This window comes from Dyadobacter chenhuakuii, from assembly GCF_023821985.2.
Taxonomy (GTDB): Bacteria; Bacteroidota; Bacteroidia; order Cytophagales; family Spirosomataceae; genus Dyadobacter; species Dyadobacter chenhuakuii.
Map to the genome: position 1 here is coordinate 1,948,556 of NZ_CP098805.1, position 21,439 is coordinate 1,969,994.

Here is a 21,439-nt window from a genome sequence, read left to right on the forward strand (position 1 = left end):
CTAAACCGGATATCCTTGTGCCAGCTTGTCCAGTTCTTCGGCCAGAAAGTCTACACCTCCTCCTGTGCCCAACCAATCCGCCGGCTTTTCATCTGAATTCCAAAACGGTTTCTGAAGCCAGTAATTGAACTCGTCCACATTGCCAAAAATCTGTTCACCCTTTTCAAACAAAGCAATCAACTTCAATAAATGCTCTCCATACAACGGATCAAGCTTTTTTTGAGACTCTTTGTAGTTGCTGATCGTCCTGGAAGAAAGATTAATCAATGCTGCCAGGTTCTTTTCAGGCATTTTGATGGCTTCGGCAAAATCGTAGAATACTTTGGGTTGAAGACCTTTGCGTGCCGAAATAACAATCGCAAAGTTACTCCCCAGATCAAGGTAAGTGAATTTTGCTTTTAAGCTGTGGTAAGGCTGGTTGCCGGATACTTTCATCGATTCTGATCGTTAATATACGAATATACGAAATTTTTCTTTATACAAAACGAAAATTTTCGTCAGGCAAAAACAAGTACCGGTTACCCTTCATCTGCTTTATCAATCCCCCTTCTTTATCAATCCCTCTTCATCTCCTGCCTACGCATAGGCATGGCGTCGATCTGGCCAAATAACTTTTCAGGTTTTACGATTTCGGATGATCTTAACTTTTCACCGCCGTCGCGACCTATGAGGAGGAATGTGAATGCGGCTGTGCTGTCGATTTTCCACTTTTTCCATTCCGAGAAATTCTCTTTTGCGTAAGCAATGGACTTAACTTCGATGTCACGCTCCTGAATCCCTTTTTTGGAAGCATTGAGCGTTTCTACCTGCGACTTCCATTTCGCTTCTCCACTTTCGTTGTAAAAAAGCAGAACCTTGCGGGGCTGGTCTGTGATCATAGATGCGATGAATATTAATCCAAATAATGTTTTCATACTGAGGTGTGTAATTAAGTTGCCGGTGAGGTTGATAACAACTTAATAGCAATTTACCGACCAATCAAAAGAACGGTCTGTTTTTTAGCATTGTCCCGGTTTTGAAACAGGTAAAATCATTATCATCTCACATTTAACAGGAAAAGATTCTACATTTAAAGACTTTAAAACAACCCTGCACAAATGATCAGATCGGTTTTTATATCCTTTTTATTGCTCCTGGCCATGCGCGGCATAGAATGTAACGCGCAAACTGCATCTTCAAAACAAAATAAACCGGATAAGCGGGGAATTATCACCGGCGCAGACCAGACGGACAAATACTTGCAATATCTGAAAGGAAAACGAATCGCTCTGGTTGCCAATCAGAGTTCTTTGATCGGCAATAAAAGCAGCGTGGACAGTTTGCTGAGCCTGGGTGTTAACATTGTAAAAGTGTTTGGGCCGGAGCATGGTTTCCGTGGCAATGCGAGTAACGGAGCGGTGGTAAATAATGAAGTGGATGCGAAAACGGGCATTCCGATCATCTCCTTATACGGAAAAAATGAAAAACCCAAGAAAGAACAGCTGGCGGATGTTGACCTGATGGTGTTCGACATTCAGGATGTGGGCTGCCGTTACTATACCAACATTAACACGCTTGAATATGTGATGGAAGCCTGTGCGGAAAACAACAAAGAGCTGCTGATCCTCGACAGGCCCAATCCCAACGCATATGTGGTTGACGGGCCGGTGATGACGGATGATAGATTCAAATCGGCCATTGGAATCCATTATATCCCCATGACACACGGCATGACGATCGGTGAATTTGCCCAATATCTGAATGGTGAGGGATATCTCAACGAAAAATGCAGGCTCAAAATCATAAAAGTTGCGAACTATGATCATGATAAACCCTATACGCTTCCGATCAATCCTTCCCCCAATTTGAATACGCAGCAGGCCGTCATGCTGTTTCCCAGCTTGTGTATGTTCGAGGGCACGGCTATCAACGAAGGCCGGGGGACGCTCATGCCATTTACTATTTTGGGTGCGCCAGCATTGAAAGGCCAATATGCGTTTTCATACAAGCCGGTGAGCATTCCGGGCATGAGCGAGCGCCCGAATCACAAGGATTCTGTGTGTTATGGTCTTGACCTTCGCACCTATGATATCAATAAGCTCCGGGCGAGTCGCCAGATCAACCTGGCCTGGCTCATAGAGTTATACAATGCATATCCGGATAAAGCACGATTTTTCTCCCCTGGCCGGGCAAATCAGGACATCTCGGCATTCGACCTACGCATCGGCACCGATACATTAAGGAAGCAGATCATCGCAGGGATGTCGGAAGCGGACATCCGGAAAAGCTGGGAGCCCGGATTGCAAAAATTTAAGGCCATAAGGGCAAAATATCTGCTGTATCCGTAGGCGGCACAGAACTGCTTCCCCTGAAATAAACCTAAACCACACCTCCCATCAATGGGTCCGTCTTGGTTACTGAGCCGGTTTCTACGTGTCCCGCGAAGCGCTCTTCGAATGTTTCGCTGCCCGCAACTATCACGCTGAAATCGTACCAGTTGAAGTTTTTGGATAGGTTTAAAACCATTGTGGCCTTTCCGCCGGCTGCAATGGTTTTGCTTTGCGCGCCCGATTTGTAACTGTTGTCGGCTACGGTAATGCTGTGAGATTTGGCATCGAGATTTTGAATGTTGACTACTACATGGCCGGTCAATTTTGCGTTTTTGGATTCATAATCACAAGTCACTTTCAGCAACGGGTTGCCAGAGTTACCCTTAAATTCCCGATAGAAACCGTTCGGGCCGTAAACGCGGAGATGATAGTTGCCATTTTCAAAATCGCCGATATTCCAGTCGTCATGCAGTTCGTCGCCTGCTGCCGAGCTGTAATTCCAGGCACGCAGCGTTTCGTTTTGATAAGGATTCAATGCGTAAACCCTGAAAGGCGCGCCGCTTGATCTGGTCCCGAACACCGCATTACCAGCCTTGAAGGACACCCGGATGCTGTTTTTCGTTTTGTCAAAATGCAGGTTTGAATAAAGCTCATAAGGCAATGCGCAGGCCGGGCGAACACCTTCTTCCTGCACTGGAAAATCCTGGGATTTGCGCAGATCTTTGCTCATTTCCCGGATCTCGCTCGCGCTTAGGGATTTGAAATTATCGGGCGCCTGGCGGAACTGTGCCTGGTGAATGCCTTCTATGAATTCGGTTTTATTCAAAAACGCAGGCTGCTCGATTTTCTCGCCCAGGTAAGGCCGGAAAACGGATGTGAGGTCGCCGCAGATAGTTCGGCGCCACTGCGTAATGTTCTCTTCTTTCACTTTTTTCTTGAATTTTTTCTCAATAAAATTTTCAAGAAACTGCAAAGAAGATGTATGGTCAAAAACCTCCGAATTCACAAAGCCGCCGCGGGACCAGGGAGATGCAACGATCATCGGCACGCGGTAACCCAGTCCGATAGGCCCTTCACGGAGCTTGCTCTCGTTCATCGACGGATTCGTTTGCTGACTTTTTGTTGCAAAATCCATTTTCGGATCGATACCCGCGGATACTTTGCCTGAGTTTTCTTTGTAGGGATTAGGAACAGTAAAAGGAGGAACGTGATCGAAATAACCATCATTTTCGTCGTAAGTCAGGACAAAGATCGTCTTCTTCCAGACTTCGGGATTTTTGAGCAAAATCTCCATTACTTCACTCACATACCAAGGCCCGAACCAGGGCTCGCCCGGGTGATCGGAAAAACGTGCGGGAGGCATCAGCCAGGAAACGGCAGGCAGTTTTCCATTTTCGACATCGGCCCGGAACTGATGGAATACGTCGCCTTTCGGGACATTAAGCGTGCGCTCCGTTCCGTTATCGTTGTACTGCAATGGTGTTAGCGTATGAAAGTCAGGGTCGTTAATGTTGGTGGTAAATGCATTGGTATTCAAATTCTTATGCTTTGCAGAAAGCGCGTTGAATGTGTCCTGATTAAACTTCTGCTGAGCCGTTTCAATGTTGGAAAGCAGCTTCCTGGCAGCTGCAAGTTTTTTGCCCGACTGCTCGTCCGCAGGCTGTTTTTCCAGCTCCGCAATTGTTTCCAGTAACGCTTCTTTTTTTGTTTGCAGATTTGCGATCCCGCCTTCGTGGAAGCGCACATTGTATTCTTTGAAATACTCCAATACATTGGTCCCAAAGTTACTCAGCCAGCCGCTTTCTTCACTTTTCAGACCGTAACCCATGGTAATTTCATTCTGATAAATTTTCCAGGGAATGCCATTTTCTTCGAGCCTTTCGGGATATGTTTTCCATTCGAGTTCGGGATAAACATAGTTGCTGATATTCCAGAGATGTGCCTTCGCATCGGGTTCGTTCTGCTCCCGCACCGTCCCTGTCATCCAGTAATAGCGGTTTGGGTGCGTTCCCGTAATGCTCGAACAAAAGTTCTGGTCGCATACGGTGAACGCATCGGCCATAGAATAATAGAATGGGAAATCGATGCGGTTGCAATAACCCATCGTGAGCGGAATGTCGGCGTATTGCTTCTTGCCTGGCTTTTTGGCGTCGAGCCATTTATCGTATTTCCCCTCGTTCATCGCATCCGTCTGATCCGACCAGCCGTGCGGAATGGAACCCATCCAGGCAACCTTCGTATCCTTGACATTCAAATGGAAAGGGGCATAAGTTTGGCCCGCTTCATTCGACTGGAACCAAACCTTATTTTTATCAGGAAGGTCAATCGCGCGTGGATCATTATAACCCCTAACGCCCTGCAATGTGCCTAATTGATGATCAAATGAACGGTTTTCGAGCATCAGGAAAACGACGTGCTCGGCGTCATAAAAAGTGCTTCCCGGCGCAGGATCGATCGCCAGTGCTTTTTGAATAACAGGCGGTAACATGTTCGACAATGCGCCTGCGCCTGTCAGTATGGTTGCTTTTTTTAGAAAATCTCTTCTGGAATCCATTGAATTTATCACTCTGCTTTTAAGCTTTAATCAAAATGTGACCATGAACAACAGCTCATGTATTTTTTTGCAAAAAACGATTCAATCAAACTTGAAACAAAGCTCCCTGGATTAACATTATGTTGTGTTTTTGCTCATCAAATGCCGTTTCGTGGCTGTTAGTGCTCGATATAATGCTGACTAACCCGTTTTTAGTCCACCTATTCATGCCTTTTGTTGGACAAATGGCTTCTCCTTCCCAAATATCTTTGTTGAAAAACAGAAAGGTAAAAAAATGGTTGATATCATTAAAAAAGCGGCATCGGGTTTATTGGAAAGAATGTTTGATACGGCCATGGTGGTGGCGATCAGGAGCTGGCCCGGGGCAGATATATTTGAAATTGATTTGCATCTTCCAGACATTGACCTGGATAGCTGGGACTCGATCAAACGCTTGAAGTGCAAGGTGGACACGCTCGAATACCGCGATTACACGCCCACACTCTGGAACTCGGAAACAAATATTTGTACAATGTTCATTGATAGCGGACATAGAGGTGCAGGGAGTCGCTGGGTCAGGACACTCAAATCGGGCGACCAAATTCTCTTTGGGGCCGCCCACGCTGCATCGCTTCCATCCCAAAACGGGCCGGTATTGTGCCTTGCCGATGCCAGTGCGATCGGACATTTCCTGGCATTGAAGCAGCTTACAGACCGCAGTGAACATCCGCTGGACGTTGCTGTACTCGTGCATAGCGACTACGAAATTCCGGAGATTTTTAAAGAAGAAAACCCTGAATTTCATTTTGTTGAATGTTCAGAACAAATCGGCTTTGATCGTTTGGAGCAATGGTTTCTCGGTAAAAACCTGGCGGATTATAATTCAATATATATTGCAGGAAATGTTACCCTAATGAAAACGCTGAGAGCCAAACTGAAAGCAAACCCAAATGTACGTGCCCGGATCAAATGCTATGGTTTTTGGTCTTAACAGCCGATAATAATGACAAATCAAGAAATAGAAATCCGTCACCTGCAACATCGCATGACTGGCATTGAGATTGGCCAGATTTCCGAAGAAGCTTATTTTGATGCTATGTCGGATAGAGTCCGGGGCCCTCACCGTCACGATCACTATTTCTGTTTCCTGCTGGAAGGAGGATCTATGGGCGGGTCAATCGATTTCCAGGACGTGGACATTAACCAGCCCGCACTTTTACTTTCGTGTCCCGGGCAGGTCCATGATTTCCGGCATGCAGAAAAAGTCACTGGCTGGGCGGCTGCTTTTGATGCAAAGTATATTGATCAAAGCGCCCGCGTGGTGATCGAAAATTCTCTTGCAAACATTGCTATCATCCTGCTGAATGATGCTGACAAAGAATGGTTTGTGCGCATTTTCCAATTGCTGTCGGCAGCAGTAAATGAAGAGAAACCAGCGCAGTTCCGGCAACAGTTAATCCAGTCTCTGCTTAACTCCTTATTTTACAGCGTTGTCAATATTTTTCAATACCAGGAAAATGAGCGTATCCAGGCCGTGTCCTCCCGGAGTGTTGATATAGTCAAAAATTTCAATCTCCTGGTTAAGGCGAATTTTCATAGTTTGAAAAAACCGGCAGATTATGCCGCACAGATGAACATTACGGTGAGTTACCTGAACGATACGGTCAAGTCTATAACCGGGTTTTCGTCCACCTGGCTGATCAAACAGGAAGTGCTGCGGGAAGCACAGCGCCTGCTATTTTATACTACAAAGAGTGTGAAAGAAATTGCATTTCAACTTGGGTTTGAAGATCATAAATACTTCATCCGGCTATTCAGCAAAACAATCGGAACATCGCCCGCCAGCTTCCGTAAAACACGTGGTGCCGGAAAACAAAAGCACGCAAGTGCCGCCTTAAAGGCATAAATGTTCACTTGCCAATTATCGGCAGTCATTTTCCCGTTCGCTCAATAAGACGACCGTTTCCTCATTGCTTTCTTTCCCAACAGGCAAACGCGCCTCCCGACCTTAGTTCCTCCGTCAGTCAGTTAACTAGATTGCCGGAGGATTTTGCCATTTACCGCAAAATAAGAATTTCTATACTTTTTGTCAGAATATTTCAATATTACTGACGTAAATATTTGGCTCGGATTGTATCGGGCTTCTTCTTTTCCAATTTCACCTTAACCCCTTTTTACTTATGGCAGAACCATTTTTATCAGAAATCAGAATGGTCAGTTTTTCATTTGCTCCCAAGGGTTGGGCGCTGGCAAACGGGCAGTTAATGCCCATTAACCAGAACCAGGCCCTTTTTGCTCTTCTGGGAACCACATTCGGCGGCGATGGCCGTGTCAGTTTTGCACTGCCTGATTATCGCGGCCGCACGCCGATTCACGTGGGCGCGGGACATAATCTGGGAGAACGGGGCGGTGAACAGGCCCACACCCTGAGCGTCGCTGAGCTTCCCAAACACGCGCATTTGCTGAACGAACTGGATACTGGGAGCGTAGACAACAATGTAAACAATCCCCTCAACAACCTGTTTTCCAACTCCAAACCCAACGACCTCTATCAGAATACGGCAGCCAATCTGGTCCAACTTGCTCCAAATACCATTGGCGGCGGCGGTGGCAGTCAGGCGCATTTAAACATGCAGCCGTTTCTCACAATCAGTTTTTGTATCGCTTTACAGGGCATTTTTCCAAGCCAGAATTAGTCATTAGCGATCTTTTATTCCATCATTTAAATTAAAAAAAATAATGGCGCAGCCTTATATTGGAGAAATCAGGATGTTCGCAGGGAATTTTGCCCCTCTCGGATGGTCCTTTTGCGACGGGCAACTTCTGCCTATCTCCGAAAACGAGACCCTTTTTCAGTTGATCGGAACTACCTATGGTGGGGATGGAGAGTCTACATTTTGTCTTCCGGACCTGCGTGGGCGCCTGCCGGTGCACCAGGGAAACGGATTTATGCTGGCCGAACCCGGGGGCGCGGAAGAAATTACGCTGATAGTCAACCAAATCCCGGCACATGAGCACCCCATGTTTGCTTCCGCGGATGGCGCAAATTCTGCGCAACCTCTCAATGCTGTTATCGGAAATTCATCTTCGGTGAAGATGTTTATGGGCGATCCACCGTCTGCTGCCTCAATGAGCCCGGTTAGCATTCGTCCTACCGGAGGCTCATTACCGCATACAAACTTCCAGCCTTATCTGTGTGTAAGCTTTATCATTTCACTTTTTGGCATATTCCCCTCTCCTACCTAAGCATACTCCTATCCCTTTTTTATAACCTCAAACATATTTAATAATGGCAGATCCATTTGTAGCAGAAATAAGAATGGTCCCTTTCAATTTTTCACCCAAAGGCTGGGCGTGGTGCGACGGACAATATCTTCCCATTTCACAAAATACAGCATTATTCTCCCTATTGGGTACGACGTATGGCGGTGATGGTAAATCCAATTTTGCATTGCCCGACCTGCAAGGACGCGCGCCCATGCATCCCGGCCAGGGCCCTGGCCTATCGCTTCACGACCTGGGAGAAAGCGGGGGCTCGGAAACGGTCACGCTCCTGGAATCGGAAATCCCTATGCATGGGCACACAGTAAACATTACACCGCAGCCGGGAGAAATTTCGGACCCATCGGGACATACGATCGCAAGGTCTGTTAATGGTGCTGTGTTTCTCGGTGGAAGTCCGAATGGCTATATGTCTGCCAGCTCAATCGGCGAGGCAGGCGGCAGTCAGCCGCACAACAATATGCAACCTTACCTGACCACCTATTTTTGCATAGCGCTGCAAGGAGTGTTTCCACCGCGGCCGTAGCGCTGCACGCATCACCCAAATTTATCAACTGAAAATTTTTACCGATTAATGGAGTTTACGCCAGGCCACCCGGAGATAACGCTACGCCGCATCGACCAGTCAGATATGCCCTCATTGCTTGCCATGTATGCGAGTACGCGCGAGGAAGAAATGAGTAAAGTGCCCGGATGGAGCGAGACGATGAAGCGTGAATTTATCAAAAGCCAGTTTGACGCGCAGCACAGCCATTATCAGAAAAACTATTCAGGAGCCGATTTTTGGGTGATTTGTAAAAATAAATCGAGTGTCGGCAGGCTGTATGTGCATGAAAATTTTCAAGGGCGGGGCATGCGGATCATTGACATCACCCTGCTTCCCGCGTTTCGGAATTACGGGATCGGAAGTAGTATACTTAAAGATCTGATGCAGCTTTCGACCCAATCCGAAAAACCGCTGAGCATACATGTCGAAAGCTTCAACCCCGCAAAAAACCTTTATAACCGGCTCGGGTTCAATAAAATAAGCGAAACAAACGGAGTCTATCATTTAATGGAATGGAAACATACGATTTAAGCAAATTAACTGCCCAGGACTTCAAGGATCATCTGGGTCAGATGCTGAACATTGAATTTGCGAATGGTGAGGCTGTTGCGGCCAATGTGGAAAAAATAACCGAACTGGAAACCTACTCTCCGCTGGAAAGAGGCGCTTTTTCGGTAGTACTGCAAACCCCGGGCGACCAAAATCCCCGTCAGCAAGGAATTTACAAGCTTTTACATCCTCAGTCAGGCCCGCTGGAAGTGTTTCTGGTCCCGATCGCAAGGGACAAGGGCGGCGTAAAATACGAGGCCGTCTTCTCCTGATTTCCAGGGCATTGTCTCTTTTGACAATGCCCTTGTTCTTTACTCAAAAAATCTAATAATGAAAAACTTATACTTCTTTTTAGCTGGGGCTGCTATGCTCGTCTCAGGACTTTTCATCAACGATTCTGGTCAGCCACCGATTTCAGAACTTCAAAAGGCTGCTCTGGTAACTTCGACACCAGCAAGCAAATCACAATCAATTGTTCCGTTCAAAAGAAAAAAGGCCGATAAAATAATGCTTTTTGCGCCGACAATTTCTGCCACTAACACCTATGCACTTACCAACGACACGGGCTTGCCGGGCGCTTCTGTGGGGGACGAACTGGAATACACAGTGACCATCACCAATAGCGGCACGGACGCAAGCGGCGTCACTTTTACAGATCAGATCGATGCCAACACAACACTCGTTGCGGGATCCCTTAAAGTGAGTCCTATCGCTCAAAATGATGTTTACAATGCGATAGGAAATGTAGGACTGGACATTCCTGCGGGAAGCGGCGTGCTTGTCAATGACAGCAGCCCCAACGGTGCTTCCATCAGCATCGTGGGATCCGGAGAAATTGCGACAAGCCAGGGAGGCGCAGTTACCATCGATTATAGCACGGGTGCTTTCACTTATTTACCGGCCGCAGGGTTCACCGGTAACGACACATTTACCTACACATTGCAAAACGGATCGGGATTGACCTCGACAGCAACGGTCACCATTGCAACCACCAGCGCGATATGGTTCGTAAATTCTGCTGCAAGCGCCAGCGGCGAAAACGGAACACTGGCAAAGCCCTTTACTTCTCTGGCAGGGTTTGCAGCTATTAATGATGGCGCGGCGCTGCATCCGCAAGCGGGACATTCCATTTTTCTATACGAGGGAAATTATACCGGACCTGTCTCGCTGCTCAACCAGCAAAAAGTAATTGGTCAGGGCGCTGGCGCGTCCTTGCTGGCGATCTCCGGATACAGCACGCCAAGTGGAAACAATCTTCTTCCCGCAACCGGCGGGAACCGCCCGGCATTAACAAGTTCGGGCGGTGCCAATGTGATTACTACTGCCGCTGCAAATACAATCCGCGGCCTCAACATCGGTAACTCGGGAGGAGCAAAAATTGCAGGATCAACAGCAGGACTGCTTACCATCAGCGAGATAGCCTTAACCGGCAACGGCAGTGCGCTTAACCTAGCCAACGTTACGCTGGCAGCAGATTTTTCGGAACTATCTTCAAATGTCGGTTCAGGACCGGTTAGCCCGATTGACATTTCATCCGTCGGCGGAAATTTGAAAATCGGCTCCGGAACAATTTCGTCGTCCAATGTTGCTGCTATTGACGTAGCAGGAAGCTCGCTGGGTCTTGATGTTACATTGGCGGCGGTATCATGCAGCAATGCAGCCAAGGGCATCGCGGTTTCCGGCACTACGGGGACTTTTCAGATCACAGGGTCAGGCGCTACAGCCGGCTCGGGCGGAACGATCCAGAACATTTCCGCACGGGGTATTGAATTCACCAATGCGGCCGGTGTTACGCTGAACAACATTAACCTCATTAATGCCAATGGTTCAGATTCCGGGGGATGCGGAACATCCGATAATTCAGGATGCAACGCGGCTGTTTATGCCAATGTTGTGAATGGATTTAAATTAGAAAGAATCATTATTACCGGCACCACAAACCAACACGGCATTAACCTGCGGGGCGTCAACAATCTGACTATCAGCAACAGTTCTGTGCAGAATGCAGGAAACGCTGCTACCGAAGGTGCTATTTTCGCCACAAATACAACCGGGACGGCTTCTATTACCAACTCCACTTTTGCAAACAGCACCATTGCTAATGCGCCTTCGGGGAGGGTTGCGTATTTTGGAAATACAGACTCCAACTTATCGCTTCTGACTGTTGATAATTCCGATTTTACGGATTCCCCCAACAACGGCGGAATCCTGATGGAGGGTTACGGCAATTCGCAGATGAACTTGAAGATCACAGGCGGCAGCCAGTTTCTCAGATGCGAGACACAAGGCATAAAAATGATTTCCAATAATAATTCCCAGTTGGTGGGTGACATTCAGGGCGCAGTTGTGAATAACCTGGCGCTCAACGGTGTGACCCGGCTCACTTCAATTGGCATTGATTTGCAAAGTACGGGCACCTCATCATTGAAATACAACATTATCGGAAACAATTTCCGTTGCAAAAATGGCACGGGGATCAACCTCAAGGTGAGCAACAATTCCACGCATGAAGGAACTGTGGACGGAAATACCGTGGTAAGTGATGGTGGCGGTGGATCCGGAATTTACTTTGATACGGAAGGCCCTACTGCAAAAGGGATTGTTAAGATCAGCAACAACACGGTGTCTGGCATCCTGAATGATTTTGGCATTGGGTTTTCGGGCTACGTTACGAATAGCAACACCAAAAGTGACTTGTCGATCATCGGAAATACGATCACAACCGGACCGAACGCTTTTAACGACATTGATGTCAATTTTATCTCAAGTTTTTCGGATAACCAGGGCAAACTCTGCACTTACATTGCTAGTAACAATGTAGCGGCGGCTACGGGCGTTGCCTTGCGCCTGCGTCCGGGTGCGCCCGGGAATCAGATCATTCTTCAGGGCGCGGGCAATACGCTCCAAGCAGTGTGGAGTGGGAACGGGAATACGCCGCAAAATGCATTTCTACTCTCTGGCGGCTCAGGTACAACCAGTTACAATACAGGCCAGACCTGCGCAGTGCCTAATGTTTCGGCACTGAGAATCGCAGCAGAAGAAACGGCATTAAGACAAGGTTCGCTGGATGCTGACAATGTTTCAGATTCAATTCAATCAGCAACAGCAATTTCAGATACAAAGCCTGAGGGGAATACAAATGAACCCAATCAGGCAAATGAGGTTCAGTCCAATACCAGAACAGCAGCTTCTACGGCCGGCGAAACTGTTACTGTGAATGGCACCGGAAGTGGCTTTTCACTGCCTGCCGGTGCGAATGTGATCGTCAAATTCAAGGTGACGGTAAACAATGATATCCCCGTAACAACCTGCGAGGTCACCAACCAGGGATCTGTGAGCGGAAATGATTTTAGCACCGTCCTGACAGACGATCCCGGCGCGCCAGGATCGAGCGATCCTACTATTACAGCCATCGTTTCAGCACCGGTGATCAGTGCCTGCCCTACCAACCAGGTTGTAGACCCGGACGCTGGCGCCTGTACTGCAACCCTATCGCTTCCAGCGACCGTTGCAGGATGTCCTGCGCCAACAGTTGTATACAGCGTTTCGGGAAGTCCGATCACATTCCCCTATATTTTCCCCGCTGGCGTGACCACCGTGGAGGTGAACGCCTCTAACGGAATTGGAACGGATGCGACTTGCTCATTTACAGTGACGGTTACGCCAACCCCCGCGCCGGTAATCTCGCAGGATCCGCAGGATCAGCTGATTTGTGCCGGCCAGGACGCTTCATTTACTGTGGCCGCAACGGGCGTAGTAACAAACTACCGGTGGCAGAAAAAGCCTTTTGGCGGCGCATTCTCAGATATTGATGCAAGCATGAATCCGAGTGCAAACACAGCAACATTGGCATTGACAAATGTGCCGGTCACTGATAACAATTCGGAATATCAGTGCATTGTTTCCAATCCGTGCAATAGCGTCACCTCAGCAGCAGCTACATTAACCGTCAACGAAATTACCGCTTCTACGATCTCAGGCACTGCGACTGTTGACCAGGGTGCGTCCGCTCCCGTGGTAACCTTTGGTGTAACCGGTGGAACGCTTCCCTATACTTTTACTTATAAAATCAATGATGGGACTGCAACGACAATAGCCACAGCCGGTGCGGCAACGACGGTTGGCGTTACTCAGTCTACCGCAAGCGTTGGTGTGTTCACCTATGAACTTGTCAGCGTCACCGACGCGCAGGGATGCACATTGACACCTGCGTCGGCACAGACAGCCGTCATCACAGTTGCTAATAGCTTAACAGCTTCTATATCAGCAGGAAGTTCTGCTTGCGTTGGTGCTGTTTCTCCACAAGTTACCTTCACGGCTGTTGATGGTGTGGGGCCATTTACATTTACCTATAAGTTAAACGCCGGTCCCGACCTGCAAGTGACTACAACCGGAGCGAATACAACAGCCAGCGTTGCAGTTTCCACCGCGGCAGCCGGAAGTTTTACCTATGAGCTGATCAATGTCAGTGGTGCAGGTGACGCAACGACAGCTGTTTCCGGACAAAGTGCTACTGTTGTTGTAAATGAAACCCCAACCATTACATTAGGTCCGGATGCATACAGCTGTTCCTTTAATCTAAATACGTATTCGGTGGTTTTCACGGCTACGGCAGGCGCCACAGTCACAACTGATAAGGGCACGATTTCCGGAAATAGCGTGATCGATATACCGAGCAACGAGACGGCCGTTCTTACTGTTACAAAAGACGGATGTTCCAGTACATTGTCCGTATTCCGTGACTGTACGCTCCCTGTCACACTCATCGATTTTTCGGCATCGCGCCAGGAAAACGCTGTGGTGTTAAAGTGGCGGACAAGTGAGGAAACAAACAGCGAAAAGTTTGAAATTGAGCGAAGTGTCACGGGAAAAAATTGGGAAACGATTGCGACAAAAAAATCCGGGGGCGAAAGCTCGGTGACCTTGAATTATACATTTAAAGATGATAGGCCTAATACAGGGGATAATTTTTACCGGTTAAAAATGATCGATACGGATCAGACTTTTGCATACAGCCATATCGTCTTTGTAGGTATTGAAGGAGCGCATCTTCTTGAAATTTACCCTAACCCGGTGTCAGATCTGTTATCTATCAAAACCAATTCGACGATTCAGATCAGCTCAGTTGAACTGCATAATGTCAAAGGCGTACAGGTTCACAAGTCACAAATCGGAACTGCGAAAACCGTTTCGGTCGGTAATTTGCCTGCTGGCATTTATGTTTTGTCAATTTATTATCAAAATGGAAAAATAGATCGTCAGAAAGTGCTGATCAGCAGATAAGCATTGGATGGAACGGACCACTGGGCCGTACAGATCAATCCAAAATTTTATGTAAAAAAACAAAAACCGTTGCAGGACATTCTTGCAGCGGTTTTCGTTTTTAGCAGTCTTCCCTCCATGTCTGCTTTTGTGCATTTGCATAGTAAAAATTGTCCCGCGTCGGTGCTGTTTGGCACGAAAATTATCTAAGATCGCCTCTGATTAATTATGCCAACGTAGCCATGCTCTTTTAAAATTTAGTACAAAAACAATGATTAATCTTCACTAAAACCATAAGACTATGAACACGAAAACAATGTATCTGGCATTATCACTTTTGATTTCGGCTGGATCGCTCATGGCACAATCCACGGCCACGCAGAAACAGGGAACAGAATCGAAACAGAAAGCCGCAACGGGCAGCCAGACCAGTAAGCAGGCACAGCAGAATAAGGGAGGAAGCGTAACCAGTGAGGCAACCACCGGCACCCCGCCCACGCATATCGACAAAACGAACAGCGTCCCGGCTGCCAGCAATCCGCAAAATACTGGTGTAAATTCAGCCAACAGGAAAAAATCGGGATCAACTGTCCAGGGTGGCAAGGACACAACGGGCAAAGGTTCCAGCAAATCTGGTCAACGGCCGGGAAATAGATAAAGTAAAATATGGCGGGCCGCAAGGGATTTCTTGCGGCCCGCCATATTTTAAATACACTAATATTGCATTGAGTATAGTCGGGGCGGTCAATGTTTATGGGCCGGGGAATCACTTTTATTTGTGATAACCAGTTGCCTGATCTCACCTTTCTCCCAGGCATTTGCGCCTGGATCAACCGCAGGAACGGGGATGTCCTTTCTGTTCTGTTTTTTCTTCTGTGACGAGATATTGAATCGCTTATCGCGATCAGCCAAAATGCCCGCGTTGAGTTGCCCTTCTTTCGTAAACCCCATCATGATCATTGGGGAACCAACAGGCAGTTCTTTTTCGAGATCGGTATGCCAGGTGTGGATGGTTTTGCCATAGGTAGATACCAGTTTTTCCATGAGCTCGTGTTCTGCAACTTCCGGTATGCCCGGTGCAATGAGTGATCCGGAACTGACTTCAAAGTGATGACTGTGCCATAATTTCTTCTCTTCCGGACTCAGGCGAGCAAACATTTTCGCGGTAATGATATATTCGACCCCCATGATCTTGGCATCCTTCCCGTTGCCATCAAAAATAATGGCCTGGTAAACATCCTCATTAATCTGGTTCACGTAATGGTGAGCCTCCATTTGTGAATTCATATTTCCATTGTAAAAATGGAACCCATCCAGGTAAGCATTGAACCCTTTCAGCGGGGTTTTATCCTGTATCAAATCCGCCCCTACATTTAGAGTCTTGTCTTTCGCAGACTTTTCATCGCCGGGCGCTTCCACATTCGATGATGAGTTTTTACCACCACAGCTTAGCAGGGCCAGTGTTAACGCACATAACGGAATGAGTTTATTCATGGTTTATCCAATTTGAATCAAAGAGTTTTCTACATTATATAACGTCTCGTTTTACCGGCAAGGCAATCTGTTTCTGCCAGTAAATAATCAGGATTGGCGACAGGAGCTCCAAAGCCAGAAAGCCGGTTATAAAAAGAGGCGGAACACCCAGATCGTAGATCGATATTAATCTTCCGATCCCGCCCAGCCATACTGCACCGCAAACTACCCTGAAAGCGAATGTTTCTTTTTCTATAACCGGTATAACGCAATAGAAAGAAACGGCCACGGCAACGGACATGGCATTCAGGAAGCGAAGGTTACTATCCAAAACCAGGTCAGCAGGCAGCGCCTCAGAAAAAAGCGGATTGCGGATCCCCGACAACCCTATAAGCCCGGATACCAGCGGGGCAACAGCCAGAATTCCAATAACGGCCTGAAGCGCTTTCTTGCTTTTGAACATAAGTTAAATTGTAGATTGTTAACTGCGTTCCAGCGGGCTCTCCTGGGTTTCATGCGACGAGCGGGACGTTAGCAGCCCAGCCGTTGTTTCAAACAGGCCCAAAATAACGTGTGGCAGGTAAACCTGGTCTGCAAACCCGAGAATCCAGGGCGATGCAGCCAGCAGCAGACCTGTAACCACGTCCACATTCAAGTGTACATGCATGGGTAGGCTGCGGACCATGCCCCCTTCGTAGTCAGTAAAGAGTGACATCGTAATGGACATCGCTCCTACCGCAATCAGGACCCAGGTGGCAGCCGGAACTTCGTTGAAACCAACTATCCAGGGCATTGCTATGAACAAAATGCTCGTCGAATAATCGATGATGCTGTGTAATTTGGTGCTGATCATTTTCATAGGATGAAGTGTTTAGTCTGTGACAGATCGAATAGATCGGTGCTTTACTAAAAATTATGCCAGCAGAATTGCAAAAAAAAGCTGGCGGCCACATCCGTGACCGCCAGCCTCAAAAACGCTTACCAAAAATTATTTTGTCCTATCAAGCGTTTTAACATGCTCGGCATGTGCTTTGATCACCGGCAAAGTTTTGTCGATGAAAGCTTTCAGCTCTGCGTCTTTCACTTCTTTCTGCGCATCTTCGAAAAGTTTCACTGTTGCATCGTGATCCTTCTTCATTTGCGATATATAAGCTTTATCAAAATCGCTTCCGGTTTTGCCGCCAAGGTCAGCAGCTGCTTTTTGTTTCTCTGCATTTGGCGCAGCAGGCAGCGTGATATTCTTGTTACCGGCCAACGTTTTAAGCTCATCATTTGCTTTTGAATGGTCTGTGATCATTTGTTTTGCAAATTCCTTCACTTTTGGGTCGGTTGCTTTGTCGGCTGCAATTTTGCTCAATGCAACTTCCGCCATTCCTCCATTCGCTGCCTCTACGGCAAATTCAGCGTCATCTTCGGCAACGGCCGATGCGGAGTCGCTTGCAGCAGTGTCGGCAACAGCCTCATTGGTGCTGTCTGCTAATTCGGTAGTGTCCGTGGTGTCGGTAGATTTGGATCCGCAGCCCCATAGCATTGCTACGGTTGCCAGCGCCATAAATGTTGATGCAATTTTCATTAGTAATGATTGTTTAAGTGGTGATAAAACTGCGTGCCGGACTTACCAGCACAGGTCACAACCCAATGTAAAAAAGCATGCCTACCACGTGACAATCACAATGAAGCCAACATTATCCTTGAAAAAGCCATTTGTGCATCGGGCCAATTATCAAATTGTTAAGCTTTGCAAATCCATCTGCTCCTCGATTGCCGGTATCTATTTTTGTTTTTCAACACTCAAAACATTAAGATGAAAAACAAACCTTTACTCGCACTGACAATGCTGTCGGTAGCCCTGAATAGTTGTACGGATCATTTTCCGCAGGAGCCGCAAACGCCGGTGGCATTTAAAGAAGTGGCTTCTATTGACCTTGGAGGAACCGCTGCGTCCGAAATCTCAGCATATGATCCTGCATCGCGCCGGCTTTTCACGGTGAACAATGAGTCTGCTGCAAAAGTAGATGTAATGGATCTTTCCGCATTTCCGGTCGTATCCAAGTTGCAATCCATCGATATTTCCTCACTGGGTGGCGTTGCCAACAGCGTTGCCGTGTCCGACGGGAAACTGGCGATTGCGTTGGAAGCAACCAATAAGCAGGCAAACGGAAGCGTAATTGTGATAAATACGGCTACGCTGGCGACGATCAAGCAAGTTACTGTTGGCGCGTTGCCTGATATGGTTACTTTTAGTCCGGACGGAAAATACATTGTAACGGCCAACGAAGGTGAGCCAAATGCAGATTACACGGTTGATCCTGAGGGCTCTGTTTCTATTATTAATGTTAATGAGAATTATAGCGTAAAAACTTTGTCGTTTGGCTCATTTGCTTCGTCTTACAACCAGCTGGCTGCTGACGGCTTCCGTGTTTTCGGTCCGGGTGCCAGCTTTGCACAAGACATTGAGCCCGAATACGTTGCGATTTCGGGTGATTCTAAAAAAGCTTTTGTAACACTACAAGAAAACAACGGTATCGCTGAACTGGATCTGACTTCCGGAACAATTTTGAAGCTGCACCCGCTCGGCACAAAGGACATCAGCAAACTGGTGAACGCAATGGATGCCAGCGATAAAGACAGCAAAGTAGCATTGGCTACCTGGCCTGTAAGATCATTCTACCTGCCAGACGCGATCGCGCCATTCAGCGTGAACGGCTCGGACTATCTGATTACAGCCAACGAGGGCGATGCCCGCGAGTACACTGCCTTTGACGAGCAGAAGCGCGTTAGCGCACTTAAACTTGACGCTACTGCGTTCCCGGACGCGGTTAACCTGCAAAAACCTGAAAATCTTGGGCGTCTGCGTGTAACCAGCACGCGTGGTGATATCGACAATGATGGTGATTACGACGTGCTATATGGCTTTGGCGGTCGTGGATTCAGTATTTTTAATGCTGCCAGCGGTCAATTGGTTTTTGACTCCGGAAGCATGCTGGAACAGGAGGCAATTCAGGCTGGTATTTATGATGATGACCGCTCGGATGACAAAGGCGTTGAGCCGGAAGGTGTCACAATAGGCATGATCGATAATAAGCCCGTTGCTTTCATTGCACTTGAACGTGTGGATGCTGTTGCGGCCTATGACCTGAGCAATCCCATGGCTCCCAAATTCCTTCAGATGATCAAAACCGGGGATGCTCCCGAAGGCGTTCTCTACATTGCACCGGCAAAGAGCCCAAATGGCAAAGGCGTGCTGGTAACAAGCAATGAAGGCGATGGAACAGTAAAGTTCTATCAAATCTGATTGGCGCAAAGGTTCTATTCTGCGCAATGCTCCTGTTTTTTGGATAAATTCCTTCTAAGATTTTGTCTGTACGGCTCTGTCAGAATGAGCCGTACAGACAAAACATTTGAGCCGTGCAGGCAACTCGTCATATGGTGCGAAAGCTGAACTTTGCATCATGAAAAACATCAAAAAAATTCAGTTGGGCCAGAACGGCCCGTTTGTGTCCAAACTTGGTTTGGGCTGTATGCGTATGTCTTCCGTGTGGGGCGGACCTACACCTGACGAAACAGAAAGTATCGCAACGATCCATGAAGCTTTGGATAGCGGCATTAATTTTCTGAACACCGGAGACTTCTATGGCGCCGGGCATAACGAAATGCTGATAGGCAAAGCCATCAAAGGAAGGCGGGACGACGCTTTTATCAGCGTAAAATTCGGTGCCATTTTTCACAATGGCCAGTGGCTGGGAATGGATCTGCGTCCCATCGCGATCAAGAATTTCATCAATTACTCTTTGACCCGCCTGGGCATTGAGACCATTGACCTCTACCAGCCAAGCCGGATGGACGACAGCGTGCCTGTGGAAGACATTATCGGCACAGTCGCCGATCTGGTTAAGGAAGGCAAGGTTCGTCACATTGGCGTGTCGGAGATCTCTGCTGATCAACTTCGTAAAGCTAATAACACCCACCCGATAAGCGCGCTGGAAATTGGCTATTCGCTGGCCGAACGTCAGATCGAGACTGAGCTGCTCCCGACTGCAAAAGAGCTGGGCATTGGCGTTGTGGCATTTGCCAGCACTGCGGAAGGGTTACTGACTGGTGAACTGAAAGCACCGCTTGCGACTGACGATTACCGCAACCATTTCTCCCGTTTTCAAGGCGAGAATCTCGTCCATAACCTGCAAAAAGTCGAAGTATTAAAGCAACTGGCGTCTGATAAAGGCTATACACCCACACAGCTTGCCATTGCCTGGGTGAATGGGCAGGGTGATCATATGATGCCATTGGTAAGCATGAGCCGCAGGTCGCGTTTGCCGGAGAATATGGCTGCCATGGATATTGTGTTTTCGTCGGAAGAAATGAACACCTTAAACACTACTTTTGCAATCGGTGCTATCCTTGGGGGCACTTACTTACAACGCTAAATGACCAGTCCAGCAGAAATTCTCCCCGGTGTTATCTTTTACTCCTACCTTTCTACGGAACGGAGAGAGAAGGTCTGTTTCTGGAACCACCATACATTGGTATTGCAGGTTTCAGGACAATTCGTGTTGGAAACGTCTTCCCAGAAGATCTCAATGACCGGAGGAGAATTGCTACTGATCGGCAGAAACCAGCTGGGCACGCTCACCAAAACTCCCGGACTGGCAAGTCCCGGACTGGCAAGTCCCGGACTGGCAAGTCCCAGACTGGCAAGTCCCGGACCCGAAGGTTCCGCGCTGGCAGGTCCAGGGCAAGCATATCCCGGACCCGAAGGTTCAGTGCCTGGCGCTCATTATGAAACCATTGTAATATCCCTGCAGGAAGAACTGCTTCGGCGGATTGTGCTGGAAGAAAAAATTGAGGCGGATCAGAAATATGTGGGTCCGCCCAATATGCTGATCCCGTTAAATGAATTCCTGCAGGGATATTTTCAATCCATCGTTCCCTACGCCCGAAACTCGGGAGCGGCTATGACGGACGAAATGGGTATCCTGAAAATAAAGGAAGGAATCAAATTGCTACTTCTTGCGGTTCCCACACTCCGCAACTTTTTATTTGACTTTTCAAGCCCTGGTAAGATCGACCTGGAACGGTTCATGCTGAATAACTTTCATTTCAATGTCCCTGTTGAAAAGTTTGCACAGCTGACCGGCCGTAGCCTGGCAGCATTCAAGCGAGATTTCCTGAAAACATTCGGAGCTCCGCCTCGTCAGTGGCTGCAAGACAAAAGGCTGAACGAAGCCAAACATTTGATCGAAACCAAACACGAAAAGCCCTCAGCCATTTACCTGGATCTGGGATTCGAAAGCCTTTCCCATTTCTCCCATTCCTTCAAGAAAAAGTTCGGCATAGCACCAACCGCACTGAATTATCGCTTTTCTCCAAAGTAAATTCAATCTTTGCCATTCCTATCTAATCACGTTTTCTAATCCATAATATCCTGCAATCACGTCTTAATCAAAAAAAGTAAATTCAACTTCAAGAAATGTTACCTAATTAGCT

20 protein-coding genes are annotated in these 21,439 nt (G+C 47.6%); 13 read left to right on the top strand and 7 right to left on the bottom strand.

Going from position 1 to position 21,439, the window contains the following annotated elements; genetic code table 11:
- Window positions 1-435, bottom strand: a complete 435-nt coding sequence (locus NFI80_RS08060) for an Xre family toxin-antitoxin system antitoxin (RefSeq protein WP_235163510.1) — start codon at window positions 433-435, stop codon at window positions 1-3.
- 119 nt (window positions 436-554) lie between these two features.
- Window positions 555-914: a DUF4174 domain-containing protein gene (locus tag NFI80_RS08065; protein WP_235163509.1), complete on the bottom strand. Its 360-nt coding sequence runs from the start codon at window positions 912-914 to the stop codon at window positions 555-557.
- A gap of 183 nt (window positions 915-1,097) precedes the next feature.
- On the opposite strand from NFI80_RS08065, the gene NFI80_RS08070 reads away from it, so the two are divergent.
- Window positions 1,098-2,327 carry an exo-beta-N-acetylmuramidase NamZ family protein gene (locus NFI80_RS08070; RefSeq protein WP_235163508.1) on the top strand — a complete coding sequence of 410 codons (1,230 nt, stop codon included), beginning with the start codon at window positions 1,098-1,100 and terminating at the stop codon, window positions 2,325-2,327.
- Window positions 2,328-2,358: 31 nt separating this feature from the next.
- On the opposite strand, the gene NFI80_RS08075 is transcribed toward NFI80_RS08070, so the two are convergent.
- Window positions 2,359-4,863: a phosphocholine-specific phospholipase C gene (locus NFI80_RS08075; RefSeq protein ID WP_235163507.1), complete on the bottom strand. Its 2,505-nt coding sequence runs from the start codon at window positions 4,861-4,863 to the stop codon at window positions 2,359-2,361.
- A 274-nt stretch (window positions 4,864-5,137) separates the two neighbouring features.
- On the opposite strand from NFI80_RS08075, the gene NFI80_RS08080 reads away from it, so the two are divergent.
- From NFI80_RS08080 to NFI80_RS08120, 9 genes are all read left to right on the top strand, one after another.
- Window positions 5,138-5,833 (top strand): ferredoxin reductase domain-containing protein, encoded by a 696-nt coding sequence (locus NFI80_RS08080; protein WP_235163506.1) that lies wholly within the window; start codon window positions 5,138-5,140, stop codon window positions 5,831-5,833.
- Window positions 5,834-5,845: 12 nt separating this feature from the next.
- Window positions 5,846-6,748, top strand: coding sequence for an AraC family transcriptional regulator (locus NFI80_RS08085; RefSeq protein ID WP_235163505.1), 903 nt, complete (start codon window positions 5,846-5,848; stop codon window positions 6,746-6,748).
- 274 nt (window positions 6,749-7,022) lie between these two features.
- Window positions 7,023-7,538: a phage tail protein gene (locus tag NFI80_RS08090; RefSeq protein WP_235163504.1), complete on the top strand. Its 516-nt coding sequence runs from the start codon at window positions 7,023-7,025 to the stop codon at window positions 7,536-7,538.
- Window positions 7,539-7,581: 43 nt separating this feature from the next.
- Window positions 7,582-8,088, top strand: coding sequence for a phage tail protein (locus NFI80_RS08095; RefSeq protein ID WP_235163503.1), 507 nt, complete (start codon window positions 7,582-7,584; stop codon window positions 8,086-8,088).
- Between the two features lie 43 nt (window positions 8,089-8,131).
- On the top strand, window positions 8,132-8,650 hold the full coding sequence (locus tag NFI80_RS08100) for a phage tail protein (RefSeq protein ID WP_233798684.1): 519 nt from the start codon (window positions 8,132-8,134) through the stop codon (window positions 8,648-8,650).
- A gap of 48 nt (window positions 8,651-8,698) precedes the next feature.
- The gene (locus NFI80_RS08105; RefSeq protein ID WP_235163502.1) at window positions 8,699-9,202 is read left to right on the top strand and encodes a GNAT family N-acetyltransferase; all 504 of its coding nucleotides are present in this window, start codon (window positions 8,699-8,701) and stop codon (window positions 9,200-9,202) included.
- A complete protein-coding gene (locus NFI80_RS08110) occupies window positions 9,184-9,492 on the top strand; it encodes a DUF6916 family protein (protein WP_235163501.1) in 309 nt (102 codons plus the stop codon). Before NFI80_RS08105 ends, NFI80_RS08110 begins: the two co-directional genes overlap by 19 nt.
- Before the next feature lie 58 nt (window positions 9,493-9,550).
- Window positions 9,551-14,503 carry an Ig-like domain-containing protein gene (locus NFI80_RS08115; RefSeq protein WP_235163500.1) on the top strand — a complete coding sequence of 1,651 codons (4,953 nt, stop codon included), beginning with the start codon at window positions 9,551-9,553 and terminating at the stop codon, window positions 14,501-14,503.
- 280 nt (window positions 14,504-14,783) lie between these two features.
- Complete coding sequence (locus NFI80_RS08120) at window positions 14,784-15,140, top strand: hypothetical protein (protein ID WP_233798688.1); 357 nt, start codon at window positions 14,784-14,786, stop codon at window positions 15,138-15,140.
- Window positions 15,141-15,226: 86 nt separating this feature from the next.
- Here NFI80_RS08120 and NFI80_RS08125 read toward each other — a convergent pair whose 3' ends face one another.
- The 4 genes from NFI80_RS08125 to NFI80_RS08140 all read right to left on the bottom strand — a co-directional run bounded on the left by NFI80_RS08125 (window position 15,227) and on the right by NFI80_RS08140 (window position 17,528).
- Window positions 15,227-15,976 (bottom strand): OBAP family protein, encoded by a 750-nt coding sequence (locus tag NFI80_RS08125; RefSeq protein WP_235163499.1) that lies wholly within the window; start codon window positions 15,974-15,976, stop codon window positions 15,227-15,229.
- 34 nt (window positions 15,977-16,010) lie between these two features.
- On the bottom strand, window positions 16,011-16,418 hold the full coding sequence (locus NFI80_RS08130) for a DUF4345 domain-containing protein (protein ID WP_235163498.1): 408 nt from the start codon (window positions 16,416-16,418) through the stop codon (window positions 16,011-16,013).
- Window positions 16,419-16,436: 18 nt separating this feature from the next.
- Window positions 16,437-16,814, bottom strand: a complete 378-nt coding sequence (locus tag NFI80_RS08135; protein WP_233798691.1) for an SPW repeat domain-containing protein — start codon at window positions 16,812-16,814, stop codon at window positions 16,437-16,439.
- Between the two features lie 129 nt (window positions 16,815-16,943).
- Entirely contained in the window at window positions 16,944-17,528 is a 585-nt protein-coding gene (locus NFI80_RS08140; protein WP_235163497.1) for a DUF4142 domain-containing protein, read from the bottom strand.
- A gap of 231 nt (window positions 17,529-17,759) precedes the next feature.
- Between NFI80_RS08140 and NFI80_RS08145 the strand changes: the two genes are divergently transcribed.
- The 3 genes from NFI80_RS08145 (at window position 17,760) to NFI80_RS08155 (ending at window position 21,327) form a co-directional block, all read left to right on the top strand.
- Window positions 17,760-19,250 (top strand): choice-of-anchor I family protein, encoded by a 1,491-nt coding sequence (locus NFI80_RS08145; RefSeq protein WP_235163496.1) that lies wholly within the window; start codon window positions 17,760-17,762, stop codon window positions 19,248-19,250.
- A gap of 157 nt (window positions 19,251-19,407) precedes the next feature.
- A complete protein-coding gene (locus NFI80_RS08150) occupies window positions 19,408-20,379 on the top strand; it encodes an aldo/keto reductase (protein ID WP_235163495.1) in 972 nt (323 codons plus the stop codon).
- On the top strand, window positions 20,380-21,327 hold the full coding sequence (locus NFI80_RS08155; RefSeq protein WP_235163494.1) for a helix-turn-helix domain-containing protein: 948 nt from the start codon (window positions 20,380-20,382) through the stop codon (window positions 21,325-21,327).
- The last annotated feature ends 112 nt before the right edge of the window (window positions 21,328-21,439 follow it).

Coding starts and splice junctions, on each gene's coding strand:
- NFI80_RS08060 (WP_235163510.1), bottom strand. CDS start 435: ATGAAAGTATCCGGCAACCAGCCTTACCACAGCTTAAAAGCAAAATTC.
- NFI80_RS08065 (WP_235163509.1), bottom strand. CDS start 914: ATGAAAACATTATTTGGATTAATATTCATCGCATCTATGATCACAGAC.
- NFI80_RS08070 (WP_235163508.1), top strand. CDS start 1,098: ATGATCAGATCGGTTTTTATATCCTTTTTATTGCTCCTGGCCATGCGC.
- NFI80_RS08075 (WP_235163507.1), bottom strand. CDS start 4,863: ATGGATTCCAGAAGAGATTTTCTAAAAAAAGCAACCATACTGACAGGC.
- NFI80_RS08080 (WP_235163506.1), top strand. CDS start 5,138: ATGGTTGATATCATTAAAAAAGCGGCATCGGGTTTATTGGAAAGAATG.
- NFI80_RS08085 (WP_235163505.1), top strand. CDS start 5,846: ATGACAAATCAAGAAATAGAAATCCGTCACCTGCAACATCGCATGACT.
- NFI80_RS08090 (WP_235163504.1), top strand. CDS start 7,023: ATGGCAGAACCATTTTTATCAGAAATCAGAATGGTCAGTTTTTCATTT.
- NFI80_RS08095 (WP_235163503.1), top strand. CDS start 7,582: ATGGCGCAGCCTTATATTGGAGAAATCAGGATGTTCGCAGGGAATTTT.
- NFI80_RS08100 (WP_233798684.1), top strand. CDS start 8,132: ATGGCAGATCCATTTGTAGCAGAAATAAGAATGGTCCCTTTCAATTTT.
- NFI80_RS08105 (WP_235163502.1), top strand. CDS start 8,699: ATGGAGTTTACGCCAGGCCACCCGGAGATAACGCTACGCCGCATCGAC.
- NFI80_RS08110 (WP_235163501.1), top strand. CDS start 9,184: ATGGAAACATACGATTTAAGCAAATTAACTGCCCAGGACTTCAAGGAT.
- NFI80_RS08115 (WP_235163500.1), top strand. CDS start 9,551: ATGAAAAACTTATACTTCTTTTTAGCTGGGGCTGCTATGCTCGTCTCA.
- NFI80_RS08120 (WP_233798688.1), top strand. CDS start 14,784: ATGAACACGAAAACAATGTATCTGGCATTATCACTTTTGATTTCGGCT.
- NFI80_RS08125 (WP_235163499.1), bottom strand. CDS start 15,976: ATGAATAAACTCATTCCGTTATGTGCGTTAACACTGGCCCTGCTAAGC.
- NFI80_RS08130 (WP_235163498.1), bottom strand. CDS start 16,418: ATGTTCAAAAGCAAGAAAGCGCTTCAGGCCGTTATTGGAATTCTGGCT.
- NFI80_RS08135 (WP_233798691.1), bottom strand. CDS start 16,814: ATGAAAATGATCAGCACCAAATTACACAGCATCATCGATTATTCGACG.
- NFI80_RS08140 (WP_235163497.1), bottom strand. CDS start 17,528: ATGAAAATTGCATCAACATTTATGGCGCTGGCAACCGTAGCAATGCTA.
- NFI80_RS08145 (WP_235163496.1), top strand. CDS start 17,760: ATGAAAAACAAACCTTTACTCGCACTGACAATGCTGTCGGTAGCCCTG.
- NFI80_RS08150 (WP_235163495.1), top strand. CDS start 19,408: ATGAAAAACATCAAAAAAATTCAGTTGGGCCAGAACGGCCCGTTTGTG.
- NFI80_RS08155 (WP_235163494.1), top strand. CDS start 20,380: ATGACCAGTCCAGCAGAAATTCTCCCCGGTGTTATCTTTTACTCCTAC.